The sequence below is a fragment of the Chitiniphilus shinanonensis DSM 23277 genome (genome assembly GCF_000374805.1).
In the GTDB taxonomy this organism is placed as follows: domain Bacteria; phylum Pseudomonadota; class Gammaproteobacteria; order Burkholderiales; family Chitinibacteraceae; genus Chitiniphilus; species Chitiniphilus shinanonensis.
In genome coordinates this window covers 164,462-177,363 of record NZ_KB895336.1, presented here as the reverse complement: position 1 = coordinate 177,363, position 12,902 = coordinate 164,462, and the positions used below count along the sequence as shown (strand labels likewise).

Genomic DNA, 12,902 nt, shown 5'->3' with positions numbered 1-12,902 from the left:
CACCTTGAACCACGGAGAACGGTGAGAGCACAGAGGTACACAGAGAAAACCGGCAGGCTGGTCGGGTTTTCTCTGTGAAACTCCGTGTTCTCTCTGCCCTCTGTGGTTCAAGGTTTAGGGTTTCACAACCCCAGCCCCCAAGGACTCCTTCATGACTGCCAGCCCCTTTCTCCGTATCAACGGCCGCGACGAGATTGTCGGGGCGAATCTGCCGGTGCGGCGCAGCCTGCCGCACCGCGAGCGCCGGGCCATCGGGCCGTTCGTGTTCTTCGACCACATGGGCCCGGCGCGGCTGGGGCCGGGCGAAGGGGTGGATGTGCCGCCGCACCCGCACATCGGGCTGGCGACGGTGACGTTTTTGTTCGACGGCGAGCTGATGCATCGCGACAGCCTGGGCTCCGAACTCACCATCACGCCGGGCGACATCAACCTGATGACCGCCGGCCACGGCATCGTCCACAGCGAGCGCAGCCCGGCGCAACGCGACGGCGAGCGCGGCATCCACGGCTTGCAGACCTGGCTGGCGTTGCCGGTGCCGGTGGAGGACGGCGTCTCCGACTTCCGCCACTATCCGGCCGCCACGCTGCCGGTGGTGCAGCGTGACGGCGCGACGGTGCGGGTGCTGATCGGCGAGCTGTACGGCCAGGTTTCGCCGGTGGCGGTCGCCAGCCCCACGCTCTACGCCGTGGTCGATCTGCCCGCCGGCGCCACGTTGACGCTGCCGGCCGACTACGCCGAGCGCGGCGTCTACCCGGTGGATGGATCGCTGACGCTGGACGGCGAGCCCTTCGCCGCCCGCGAACTGGCGGTGTTGCCCGAGGGCGCGGTGGTCACCGCGCGCGCCGACGCGCCGGTGCGCTTCGCCCTGTTCGGCGGCGCGCCGCTGGATGGTCCGCGCGCCATGTGGTGGAACTTCGTCGCCAGCGAACGCGCGCTGATCGAGCGCGCCGCCGAGGACTGGGAAGCCGGACGGCGCTTCGGGGACGTGCCCAACGAAACCGAACGGCTGCCGTTGCCGGCGACGCGGTTGCGGCAGGGGTAGATAGGTTGAAACCCCAAATCTTGAACCACAGAGAACACAGAGAACACAGAGGGGTCACAGAGAAAACCAGGCCGGGCGAAAGCCGCCGAGTCAAAGCTTCGTTGTTGGCCTTCTCTGTGTATCTCCGTGCTCTCTGTGTTCTCTGTGGTTCAAGATTTGGGGTTCCCCAAACCATCGCAGGTAAAATGGCGCGATTCCTTTGTCCGGCAGCGCCATGCACACCTTTCTCTGGCACGACTACGAAACCTTCGGCGTGGTACCGCGCCGCGACCGTCCCGCCCAGTTCGCTGCGATCCGCACCGATCACGAACTGAACGAAATCGGCCAGCCGCTGGAGCTGTTCTGCCAGCCGACGCCCGACTGGCTGCCCGATCCGCAATCGTGCCTGATCACCGGCATCACGCCGCAGGCGGCGTTGGCGCGTGGCGTTCCGGAATACCAGTTCGCGCAGCAACTGCTGGCCGAGTTCTCGCAACCGGGCACCGTCGGGGTGGGCTACAACTCGATCCGCTTCGACGACGAGGTCACGCGCTTCCTGTTCTGGCGCAATCTGCTCGACCCCTATGCCCGCGAGTGGCAGAACGACTGCGGTCGCTGGGATCTGCTCGACACGGTGCGCACGGCGTTCGCGCTGCGCCCGGAAGGCATCGAGTGGCCGTTGAACGACGAAGGCAAGCACAGCTTCCGCCTGGAACACCTGAGCGCGGCCAACGGGCTGGCGCACGAGGCCGCGCACGACGCGGTGTCGGACGTGCGTGCCACCATCGCGCTGGCGCGACTGATCCGCACGCGCCAGCCGCGCCTGTTCGATTTCTGCCTGAGCCTGCGCAGGAAGGAAAAGGTGCAGGCCGAGATCGGCACCACGCCGCGCCCGCTGCTGCACGTGTCGGGCATGTTCGGGGTGGAACGCGGCTGCATTGCGCTGGTGTGGCCGCTGGGCTGGCATCCGCAGAACAAGAACGAACTGATCGTGTGGGATCTGGCCGCCGACCCGGCCGAACTGTTCGACCTGGATGCCGCCACCATCCGCCAGCGCATGTTCACCCGCGGCGCCGAACTGCCGGAGGGCGTGACGCGGCTGCCGGTGAAGACCATCCACATCAACAAGTCGCCGATCGTGATCGGCAACCTGAAGACGCTGCCGCCGGAGCGCGCCGCGCACTGGGGCATCGATGTCGAGACCGCCCTGCGCCACGCCGCGGCGTTGCAGGCCGGGCCGGATCTGGCCGGGCTGTGGCGCGAGGTGTACCAGCGCGAACCGTTCGGGCCGTGCGACGTGGACGAAGACCTGTACGGCGGTTTTCTCTCCAACAACGACCGGCGCACGCTGGCAAGGCTGGCCACGCTGGACGGCCCGGCCCTGGCGCGCGAGCGCCCCAGCTTCGACGATGGCCGGCTGGAGGAGCTGACCTTCCGCTACCGCGCGCGCAACTTCCCGGCGTCGCTGTCGGAGGAGGAAGGCGAGCGCTGGGCGCAGCTGCGCGCGGCGCGCCTGTTCGAGGGCCGCGACGGCTATCTGTCGCTGGAGGCGTACTGCGAGCGCATCGACGAACTGGCCGAGACCGCCGACGCGCGCGCCGAGGCGATCCTGGCCGAGCTGTACGAGTATGCCGACATGGTGACGCCCGACTACGGTTGACCGCCGATCTGGCCGCGTCGCCCATGAAAAAGCCGCCCCAAAGGGCGGCTTTTCGCTGGCTGAGGATCGCTCAGCCCAGCTTTTCCCACAAGGTGGCCAGCAACTGGTCGTCGGCGTCCTCGGTGTATTCCCAGAAGAACGCCCCCGCCAGGCCCTCGGCCTTGACGAAGTCGGCCTTCAGGCCGATGGACTGCACATCCTCGTAGCTGACGAACTGGTCGCCATCCACCAGCAGCCACGGCGCCTTGGCGTCGTCGTCCCAATGGCGCACCGCGCGGCCGTCGCCGGCGCGCAGCAGTGCGGCGATCTCGCTGTAGCTGTAGCCGCCATTGCTCTTGGGCGTGCCCGGTGCGCCCAGGCCGGCCGCGCCGACGCCCTTGAGGCTGCGGCCGTAGAAGGCGCAGCCCAGCACCAGCTTGTCGCGCGGCAGGCCGTTGTCGACGAACAGCTTCACCGACTTGGCACAGCTGTCGCCTTCCGGGTCGACCGGGGTGTTGTAGAGGTTGGTGTGATGGCCAGCGCGGGTGGCCCAGCCGTTGTAGAAGTCGTAGGTCATCAGGTTGACGAAGTCGCACAGGCGCGCCACTTCGGGCATCTCGACGCCGTCGAGGTAGTACTGGCCGGCGCCGGCGGCGATGGTCAGCAGGTAGCGCGCGCTGCCCTGGCGGCCTTCGGCGTCGGACAGCGCGTCCAGACGCTGGCGCAGTTCGGCCAGCATCAGGGTGAAGTTGCGCTTGTCCTCGGGGCGGGCCTTGATGCCGGCCATGTCGTTGGACGGGTATTCCCAATCCAGGTCGATGCCGTCGAGCCGGTATTCCTGCATGAAGGCGATGGCGGCCTTGGCGAAGCGCTCGCGGCTGCCGGCGTCCAGCGCGGCGTCGGAGAAACCGTCGGCGGCCCAGCCGCCGATCGAGATCAACAACTTGAGCTCGGGGTTGATCTCGCGCATGCGGTACAGGCGCGCGGCCTGCGGCGTCGGGTCGACCGGCAGATCATCGTCGCCCTTGAACCAGGCCACTTTTCCATCGCCGACGATGTTGGCAAAGGCGATGCAGAGATGGGTCAGCCGCTTGGCGTCGCGTTCGAGCGGCAGGTGCTCCCACTCTTTCCAGCCGGCAAAGTACGCGAGCAGGATCGGTTTGGACATCACAACTCCTTGTGGAAATACGGCGCGGCGGTCACAGCGCGGCGACGACGACCATCTCGACCCGGTAGCGCGGGTCGGCGAGGCGGGCCTCGACGGTGGCGCGCGCGGGGGTATGCCCCGGCACCACCCAGGTGGACCAGGCGTCGTTCATCGCGTCGTAATCGGACATATCGGCCAGGTAGATGGTGGCGGAGAGGATCTTCTGCTTTTCAGAGCCCACTTCGTTGAGCAGGCGCTCGATGGCAGCCAGGACCTCCTCGGTTTGCCCGCGGGCGTCCTTGTCGAGCGTTTCGGCGATCTGGCCGGCGAGATAGACCGTGTTGTTGTGCACGACGATCTCGGCCAGGCGGGGACCGATGTGATAACGCTGAATACTGGTGGACATGGCTTTGCTCCTCGGGTGGGCTCATCATAAGGCGAAGCCTGTAAGCTTGGCTTGGCCCAGATTGTGGCGAACCGCCGGTTTTCGGCCGGATGCGCCGCTGCCGTCATGATCGGCCGGGGGCGGGGAATGCGCAAACCGGCGACACACGGGTCGCGACAGCCGCGCCGCCACGCGGCGGGGCCGGGACAGGTGGCCCGCCATCGGCACGACCGCCCCGCCCTGCGACGTCGGCATGCCATTGCCGCCGCGCGCCGGCCGGCAACGAAAAAGCCGGGCATCAGCCCGGCTTTTCGATCGCCACGAAAGCGCTCAGTGCACGGCGGCCACCGAACGCAGGCGCAGCGAGAACTCCTGCAAGGCCTTGATGCCGCTGGCCTCGGCCCGCGCGCACCAATCCTGGAGATGCTTCACCAGCTCGGCGCGGGACAGCGACGAGCGCTCCCACAGCCGGGTGAGTTCCTGGCGCATCTGGTACACCTGCTCCAGGGTCTTGCTCTGCGCCAGCAACTGGTCGAGGTGCGGCTTTTCGCTGACCGGGGTGTCCTTGGCGTCCTGCTTGAGCCACAGCTTCATCTGGCGCGCCAGGTTGAATTCGGCATGCGGCAGCCGGGCGGAGCTACGCAGCTTGTCCAGCTCCTCGGACACGGTCAGCTTGAGCGAACGGGCGTAGTGCGCGGCCACGGCGTAGCGGTTGGCGATGATGGCGGCCAGCGCGTGTTCGTCGATCTCGGGCCGGACTTCGGCCGTCTTCATCTTGGGCGCCACGCGGCGCACCTTGGCCATGCGCAGGATTTCCATCGTGCGGATGTAGCCCCAGCCGATGTCGAACTCGAACCACTTGTACGAGAACTTGGCCGAGGTGCCGAAGGTGTGGTGGTTGTTGTGCAGTTCTTCGCCGCCGACGATGATGCCCCACGGCACCAGGTTGGTGGAGGCGTCCTCGCACTCGAAGTTGCGATAGCCCCAGTAGTGGCCGATGCCGTTGATCACGCCGGCGGCCCAGAACGGGATCCAGACCATCTGGATCGCCCAGATCCAGATGCCGTTGGCGCCGAACAGGCACAGGTTGATGATCATCATCAGCGTCGGGCCCATGGCGCTGTGCTTGCTGTAGACGTTGCGCTCCAGCCAGTCGTCGGGCGTGCCATGGCCGAACTTCTCCATGGTCTCGGCATTCCTGGATTCGGCACGGTACAGCTCGGCGCCCTCCCACATCACTTTCTTGATGCCCAGGATCTGCGGGCTGTGCGGGTCTTCCGCGGTTTCGCAACGCGCGTGGTGCTTGCGGTGGATGGCGGCCCACTGCTTGGTGACCATGCCGGTGGTCAGCCACAGCCAGAAACGGAAGAAGTGACTGGGAATCGGGCCCAGGTCGATTGCACGGTGCGCCTGGTGGCGGTGCAGGTAGATGGTGACGGACGCGATGGTGATGTGCGTCAACACCAGGGTGACGACGATGTAGCCCCACCACGGCAGGTCGATGGCGCCATTGAGCCAATTCATGCTTCGGATTCTCCGTAAATGCAAACTATTCGCGCGTCGCAAACTACCCAGGCATCGCACGCAGGGAGTTGATATTAATCAATATTTGCTTAACGCGCTCGGCGGGATGGATCGATGGTGATAATCCCAAGTTCCCGACGCTTGTCGGATGCGTGGCATGGCAAGCACTTTTCATCGCCGGAACAAGCCCCTACGCCGTGTGGGGCCATGCGGGAAGGCGTCTGCGGCACGCCCTGGAGCGGCCGGCGGGGCCCAGGAAGTGGCGACGCCGCCAGGAAGCTGGCGTTGGCCGCGTTCAGCCGGGTTGATCCGGGCCCAGACCCTGCAGGTTGCCGTCGCCCGCGACGCGCTCGTTGGGGCGGAAGTGCACCACGTCCAGCCGGTTGAACGGGATATTGATGCGATGCTCGCGGAATGCGAGCCACAGGCGTTCGTTGATCTGCGACTTCAGCGCCAGGGTGCCGTTCTCCGGATCCTTGACCCAGAAGCCCACCGACAGGTCGACGGCGCTGGCGCCGAAGTTCTCCAGGTAGGCACGCGGCGGCGGGTCCTGCACGATGCGCTCGATGTCGCGCGTGGCATCCACCAGCAGCTTCATCACCAGTTGCAGATCCGACTCGTAGGCCACCGAGATCGGCAGCTTGATCCACACGCTGCGATCGTTGTACGACTGGTTGACCACGGTGGAGGTGATCAGGGTTTCGTTCGGCACCAGCGATTCGGTACCGTCCGCCCCCTTGAGCACGACGTAGCGCGAAGTCAGGCCGGTAATGACGCCCTGGCGGGCGTCGATCTGGATCAGGTCGCCCAGCTTGACCGAGCGGTCGAGCAGGATGATGAAGCCCGATACGTAGTTGGACGCGATCTTCTGCAGGCCGAAACCCAGGCCCACGCCCAGCGCGCCGCCGAACACCGACAGCACGGTGGGGTCGATGCCCACCAGCGGCAGCGCCACGATCACCGCCAGCGTCACCAGGAAGGTGCGGGTGAGCTTGGCCAGCACCACGCGCAGGTTCATGTCCATCAGGCTGGCGCCCATCAGCCGCTGCTCGATCAGCCGCGACAGCCACATCGCCACCAGCAGTGTCAGCGCCACCGAGAACAGACCGTTGATCACGCCCAGCAGGCTGATGTTGATCTTGCCGATCTTGAAGCTGACGCTGTTGAGCGCCTCGACGATCTCGGGCAGCAGCCCGACCACGTGCAGCGCATACAGCGTCCAGATGATGCCGGCGATGTATTTCTCGCTGCGGATCAGCCATTGCGCATTGTTGAAGGTGCTGCGCAGCACGTAGACCAGCACGCGGATGTTCACCATCGCGGTGAACAGCACCACCGCGATGGCCAGCAGCTTGTGCGGCAGCGGATAGAACGGCGCCAGGATCAGCCCGCCCATCAGCAATCCCACCAGCGCCAGCAGCGGGAACACCACCCGCGCCAGCCCTTCGCTGCCCCATTTCCAGCGGCTGTGCCCGCTGTGCAGGCGCGGCTTGAGGTAATGGCTGCCGACCAGGGCTAGGCCGACCGCGATCACCAGCAAGCCGATCTGCCACAGCAGGTCGGGCCGGATCACGCCGTGTTCGCTCAGGTCGGAGAACAGCTCGACCAGCAGGTTTTCGCGTGGCGTCATCCCAGTGCGCGGATCTTCTGGAGGGTCTGGGTGGTGGAAGTCTGGTGCAGGAACGGAATGGAATGCACCTGCCCGCCCCAGCCCAGCACCTCGGCGCTGCCGACGATGCGCTCGATCGACCAGTCGCCGCCCTTGACCAGCACGTCCGGCCGGCACGCCAGGATCAGCGCGTGCGGGGTGTCGTCGTCGAACCAGGTCACCAGATCGACGCAGCCCAACGCCGCCATCACCGCCGCACGGTTTTCCATCGCGTTGATCGGGCGATCGTCACCCTTGCCCTGCCGCCGCACCGACGCATCGGTGTTGAGCGCCACCACCAGGCTGGCGCCCAGCGCCCGCGCCTGGCCCAGGTAGGTGACGTGGCCGCGGTGCAGGATGTCGAAGCAGCCGTTGGTGAACACCAGCGGGCGCGGCAGTTCAGCCACGCGCTGCGCCAGTTGCTCGGGCGGGCAGATCTTGCTTTCGAAGTCGGGCAATGGGTAGTTCATGGCGAGCCTGTCCATGATCCTTTCACGACAGCGTTCGGGGCAGTGCCGGCGTGCGGCAAGGCGCAGGACGCGCGGCGGTATGGATACCGTGAGCGGCGTGCAACGCAGCAGCGCGCCGGCAATGCCCCGAACCCGAAGGGCCGGGCCGCGCTAGGCCGGGCCGGAAAAAGGTCATCCACTGCGTTGTGCTCCTGGGTAATAACTCGTTATTGCCGGCGTCGCACGCCTGGTGCCTGACCTTTTTCCGGCCCGGCGCTGCCGCGAAAGGATCATGGACAGACTCCTAGACCATCAGTTGCTTGCGATAGCGGTTCAGGTCGCCGGTGGTTTCCAGCGCCACGTCGAACAGGCTGGACAGATTACGCAGGATACCGCCGACCACGCGCGCTTCCCACTCCTTGCCGAACTGGATCTGCTCGTCCAGCCAGCGCTCCAGCCATTCCGGATCCGGCAGGCGGCTCTGCACCGTATCGTTGGGATACAGATCCTTGTTCACGTGCAGGTTGGTCGGATGCAGCGGCTTGCCGGAGCGCGCGCTCGACGCCATCAGGAAGCCGATCTTGGCGAACGCCTGCTTGGCCTCGACGCCGCAGCGCTCGATGGCACGCTTCATGTACTTGAGATACGCGCCGCCGTGACGGGCCTCGTCGGTGGAAAGCGTCTTGTAGATCTGCTTGATCACCGGCTCGGTGTGCCACTCGGAAGCGCGGCGGTACCATTGGGTCAGCCGTACTTCGCCGCAAAAATGCAGCATCAGCGTCTCCAGCGGCGGGGCCGGGTCGAACTCGAAGCGCACGGCGTGCAGCTCCTCCTCGGTGGGACACAGCTCGGGACGGAAGCGACGCAGGTATTCCATCAGCACCAGCGAGTGCTTCTGTTCCTCGTAGAACCAGATCGACATGAAGGCCGAAAAATCCGAGTCGTCACGATTGTCGCGCAGGAACATCTCGGTGGCCGGCAACGCGGACCATTCGGTGATCGCGTTCATCTTGATCGTCATCGCCTGGTCGTCCGTCAGCAAGGCGGCGTCGAATTGGTCCCAGGGAATATCGTCGGCCATGTTCCAGCGCGCTTTTTCCAGGTCGGCGAACAATTGGGGATACAACATCGGCAGGCTCCTGCTTAGGGCAGTTATAAGATGGAATCGGGCAGATGAAAACGGTGAGCGTTTCGGCCCGGCGGTATTAGACCGCCTGCATTCCCCTGCGGCAAGCTGAATTCCGCACATGTCATGGAGATTTCATCATGGAGTTCCAGCTCTTTATCGTTGGTGACGAGATCCTGGAAGGACGGCGTCAGGACAAACACTTCGCCGCCATGTTGGCGCGGCTCGCCGACCGGGGCCATCGCCTGTCCGCCGCACACTACCTGCCCGACGACCGCGACGTGCTGACCGAGGCATTTCAACGCACGCTGGCCGATGAAGCACACGTGATCTCCTGCGGCGGCATCGGCGCCACGCCGGATGATCATACCCGTCAGGCACTGGCATCGGCCGCCAGCGTGGCGCTCGAATTGAACGACGAAGCCGCCGGTCTGATCGTCGCGCGGCATGGCGAGGCCGCGCACCCGCATCGCATCCGCATGGCCGAGTTCCCGCTGGGCGCGCACCTGATCCCCAATCCGGTGAACCAGGTGGCCGGATGCAGCTTCCGCCACCACCACCTGCTGCCCGGGTTTCCGGAAATGGCGTGGCCCATGCTGGAGTGGGTGCTCGACACCCACTATCAACCAGGCCAACGCGAGGTCCATCGTTCGATCCTGGTGCCCGACGCGCGCGAAGGCGACCTGATCGATGAGATGGAGCGCCTGGTGATGCGCTTTCCCGAGGTGCGCTTCTCCTGCCTGCCGTCGTTCGGCAACGAGCGCCACCCCGGCCCGCACCTCGAGTTCACACTCAGCGGCAGCCAACCCGACGCCGACGCGGCCTGCGATTACCTGTGCCGGGCACTGCTGGGGCGCGACTATCGCCCGCAACTCTAAGCGCGGCGGCTGGGCCGGACAAAACAAAAGCCCGCGAGTGGAACACATCGCGGGCCGGTTGCGGGCCGTGGGCGGCCCGGGTGGTCAATGACGCATCTGCTGGGCTTCGCGCCGGTTGATCACCCATTCGCCGCGCGCGGTCAATTCAAAGCCGCTGTCGCCACGCTGCGCCAGGCCATTGGCCTGCAACATGCAGTAGTGCATGTAGGATTCGGCGTCCGCCGGCTGATGCTTGCCGTGATGGATATTGCCCAGCGCGCGGAACAGCTCAGGCATGTGGTTCAGCATTTCATAGCGCATCTTCGTGCCCTCCTGGTTGGCAGCAACCCCTTTCGTGAAAATCAGGTTACACCCCGATACACGATGCCGATGTAGGACATTCGGAAGTGCTGGCGCCGGACAACGCCGCGTCCTGCGGCGCGGCCCGCCAGGCGGCGTCAGCGCTTGCGACAGTCGCGCGCCACCACGCCGTGGTCGTTGCGCAAGGTACTGGCCTCGGACGTGCCCTCCCAGGTGAGTTCGGGGTTACGCCACTCGAAACCGTCAGCGCGGGCTCGCTGTTGCAATGGGAACACCCGGTGCGGCGTGTAGAGGTAGATGGTCCGACCATCGATATTGGCGCGCACATGGAACTGCACGTCGTCGGCACAGATGTATTGCCCGGTCAGCCGCAGCGGATGCGGGTTGGTGGGCGCGGCAACGGCGGCGCCGGCAAGCAGCAGGAACAACAGCGGATGGCGCACGGTGTGCTCCCGGAAGGCGAGTTCGATCCTTATAGCATCGCCGCTGCCGGCACTGCGGCGGCGGGAATTTTTGGGATGCGCTCGACCTGCCCGCCAGGGGCGATCATCACTATCCGGCGTGCCATTTGCGCGCAGCGGCGAACAGGTGTGAGCGCGTGCCCCCGCTCATGCCCGGTCGAGAACGCGGCGCCAGGCCACGAGGTGCTCTGCTGTTTTTCCGGCACGGATAGACGATTGTTGGGCCGGCGGCCATGAAATGGAAAAAGGGTTGCAAGCAAATGCTTGCAACCCTTTTTACTGGTGGGCCCGCTGGGGCTCGAACCCAGGACCAAAGGATTATGAGTCCTCTGCTCTGACCGACTGAGCTACAGGCCCGGAAAAACGGGCCATTCTACTGTTCGTTGCTCACACTTTCCAGGAAGCTCTTCAGCCGCTCGGAGCGCGTCGGGTGGCGCAGCTTGCGCAGCGCCTTGGCTTCGATCTGGCGAATCCGCTCGCGGGTGACGTCGAACTGCTTGCCGACCTCTTCCAGCGTGTGGTCGGTGTTCATGTCGATCCCGAAGCGCATGCGCAACACCTTGGCCTCGCGCGGGGTGAGCGTGTCGAGGATTTCCTTGGTGGCTTCGCGCAGACCGGCGTACACGGCGGCGTCGGACGGCGCCATGTTGTTCTGGTCTTCGATGAAGTCGCCCAGATGGGAATCGTCGTCGTCGCCGATCGGCGTCTCCATCGAGATCGGCTCCTTGGCGATCTTGAGGATCTTGCGGATCTTCTCTTCCGGCATTTCCATCTTGTCGGCCAGCTCTTCGGGCGTCGGCTCGATGCCGGTTTCCTGAAGGATCTGCCGCTGGATGCGGTTCATCTTGTTGATGGTCTCGATCATGTGCACCGGAATACGGATGGTGCGCGCCTGGTCGGCGATCGAGCGGGTGATGGCCTGCCGGATCCACCAGGTGGCGTAGGTCGAGAACTTGTAGCCGCGACGATATTCGAACTTGTCCACCGCCTTCATCAGGCCGATGTTGCCTTCCTGGATCAGGTCGAGGAATTGCAGGCCGCGGTTGGTGTACTTCTTGGCGATCGAGATCACCAGACGCAGGTTGGCCTCGATCATCTCGCGCTTGGCGCGGCGGGCCTTGGCCTCGCCAGTGCTCATCTGGCGATTGATTTCCTTCAGCTCGCGGATCGGCAGACGCGCGTGGTCCTGCAACTCGGCCAGCTTGCCCTGCTTTTCCATGATGGCGTGCTGGTAGCGCTCCAGGACGCCGGAATAACGATGACCGCCGGCGATCTCCTCGACCACCCAGTGGGTGTCGGTCTCCCGCCCCGGGAAGGTCTTGATGAAGTGGTCGCGCGGCATCTGCACCTTTTGCAGGCACAGATCCATGATCTCGCGCTCGTGGCCGCGGATCTCGTCGACCATGGTGCGCAACTGGTCACAGAGGGCCTCGACCTGGCGGGCGGAGAAGCGGATGAACTGAAACTGCTCGGCGATCGCCTGCTGCGCGGCGAGGTAGCTCTTGCCGTGCACGCCTTCCTTGGCCAGCGCCTTCATCATCAGGTCGAACTGGGCGCGAACGATATCGAAGTGCTCGCGCGCCTGGGTCTTGAGCAGCTCCAGGTTGGCGCTGGCGATGGCCTCGGAGTCTTCCTCCTCGCCTTCTTCCTCCTCGCCGTCGAGATCTTCCTCTTCCGGCAGTTCGGGCGCGGCGGCGGGCTCTTCCTCGACCGCATTCGGGTCGATCACACCGTCGATCACGTCATCGATGCGGATCTCGTCATTGAGGCCGCGATCGACCAGCTCGAGGATGGTCTCGATGGTGGTCGGGCAGGCGGAAATCGCCTGGATCATGTGCTTGAGGCCTTCCTCGATCCGCTTGGCGATTTCGATTTCGCCTTCGCGGGTGAGGAGTTCCACCGTGCCCATTTCGCGCATGTACATGCGAACCGGGTCGGTGGTGCGACCGAATTCCGAATCGACCGAGGACAACGCGGCCTCGGCTTCCTCCGCTGCGTCGTCGTCGGTGACGGCGGGCGTGGCGTCGGACATCAGCAGTTCTTCCGCGTCCGGCGCCTCGTCGTACACCTGGATGCCCATGTTCGAGATCATGCTGATCACGCCCTCGATCTGCTCGGCATCGAGCATGTCGTCGGGGAGGTGGTCGTTGATCTCGGCGTAGGTCAGATAGCCCCGCTCCTTGCCGAGCACGATCAGCGATTTGAACTTGGCCTTGCGGGCATCCGCGTCCAGTTTTTCGCTGTTGTCGCGTTTCGGCTCCTTGAAGTCGGTGCGTTCTGCCTCTTCTCTGTCGAATTCGTGATCTGCCGCCATGTGTCGTGGG

The 12,902-nt window shown here is 65.2% G+C and carries 12 protein-coding genes and 1 tRNA gene; 3 read left to right on the top strand and 10 right to left on the bottom strand.

The genetic code is table 11. The features are described 5' to 3' along the window. The first annotated feature begins 151 nt into the window (after positions 1 to 151). The gene (locus C556_RS0104560) at positions 152 to 1,042 is read left to right on the top strand and encodes a pirin family protein (protein WP_018747047.1); all 891 of its coding nucleotides are present in this window, start codon (positions 152 to 154) and stop codon (positions 1,040 to 1,042) included. A 214-nt stretch (positions 1,043 to 1,256) separates the two neighbouring features. Further along, a complete protein-coding gene (gene sbcB, locus C556_RS0104555) occupies positions 1,257 to 2,681 on the top strand; it encodes an exodeoxyribonuclease I (protein ID WP_051083211.1) in 1,425 nt (474 codons plus the stop codon). 70 nt (positions 2,682 to 2,751) lie between these two features. Here the strand turns inward: sbcB and C556_RS0104550 are convergent, their stop codons facing one another. The 6 genes from C556_RS0104550 to C556_RS0104525 form a co-directional block, all read right to left on the bottom strand. Next, positions 2,752 to 3,828 (bottom strand): glycoside hydrolase family 18 protein, encoded by a 1,077-nt coding sequence (locus C556_RS0104550; RefSeq protein WP_018747045.1) that lies wholly within the window; start codon positions 3,826 to 3,828, stop codon positions 2,752 to 2,754. Between the two features lie 31 nt (positions 3,829 to 3,859). Next, positions 3,860 to 4,213 (bottom strand): RidA family protein, encoded by a 354-nt coding sequence (locus C556_RS0104545; RefSeq protein WP_018747044.1) that lies wholly within the window; start codon positions 4,211 to 4,213, stop codon positions 3,860 to 3,862. 309 nt (positions 4,214 to 4,522) lie between these two features. Then, positions 4,523 to 5,716, bottom strand: a complete 1,194-nt coding sequence (locus C556_RS0104540; protein ID WP_018747043.1) for a DesA family fatty acid desaturase — start codon at positions 5,714 to 5,716, stop codon at positions 4,523 to 4,525. 295 nt (positions 5,717 to 6,011) lie between these two features. Next, on the bottom strand, positions 6,012 to 7,346 hold the full coding sequence (locus tag C556_RS19310) for a mechanosensitive ion channel family protein (RefSeq protein WP_018747042.1): 1,335 nt from the start codon (positions 7,344 to 7,346) through the stop codon (positions 6,012 to 6,014). Continuing rightward, positions 7,343 to 7,834, bottom strand: coding sequence for a D-glycero-beta-D-manno-heptose 1-phosphate adenylyltransferase (rfaE2, locus tag C556_RS0104530; RefSeq protein WP_018747041.1), 492 nt, complete (start codon positions 7,832 to 7,834; stop codon positions 7,343 to 7,345). The genes C556_RS19310 and rfaE2 overlap by 4 nt, the downstream gene beginning before the upstream one ends. A gap of 283 nt (positions 7,835 to 8,117) precedes the next feature. After that, positions 8,118 to 8,942, bottom strand: a complete 825-nt coding sequence (locus C556_RS0104525; protein ID WP_018747040.1) for a ferritin family protein — start codon at positions 8,940 to 8,942, stop codon at positions 8,118 to 8,120. A 137-nt stretch (positions 8,943 to 9,079) separates the two neighbouring features. Here C556_RS0104525 and C556_RS0104520 point away from each other — a divergent pair, with 137 nt between their 5' ends. Next, the gene (locus C556_RS0104520; protein ID WP_018747039.1) at positions 9,080 to 9,817 is read left to right on the top strand and encodes a competence/damage-inducible protein A; all 738 of its coding nucleotides are present in this window, start codon (positions 9,080 to 9,082) and stop codon (positions 9,815 to 9,817) included. 84 nt (positions 9,818 to 9,901) lie between these two features. On the opposite strand, the gene C556_RS0104515 is transcribed toward C556_RS0104520, so the two are convergent. From C556_RS0104515 to rpoD, 4 genes are all read right to left on the bottom strand, one after another. After that, a complete protein-coding gene (locus C556_RS0104515; RefSeq protein ID WP_018747038.1) occupies positions 9,902 to 10,117 on the bottom strand; it encodes a hypothetical protein in 216 nt (71 codons plus the stop codon). Positions 10,118 to 10,254: 137 nt separating this feature from the next. After that, positions 10,255 to 10,560, bottom strand: coding sequence for a hypothetical protein (locus C556_RS0104510; protein WP_018747037.1), 306 nt, complete (start codon positions 10,558 to 10,560; stop codon positions 10,255 to 10,257). A 298-nt stretch (positions 10,561 to 10,858) separates the two neighbouring features. Next, positions 10,859 to 10,935: transfer RNA gene (locus tag C556_RS0104505), tRNA-Ile, on the bottom strand. A 16-nt stretch (positions 10,936 to 10,951) separates the two neighbouring features. After that, positions 10,952 to 12,892 carry an RNA polymerase sigma factor RpoD gene (gene rpoD / locus C556_RS0104500; protein ID WP_018747036.1) on the bottom strand — a complete coding sequence of 647 codons (1,941 nt, stop codon included), beginning with the start codon at positions 12,890 to 12,892 and terminating at the stop codon, positions 10,952 to 10,954. Positions 12,893 to 12,902 lie beyond the last annotated feature (10 nt).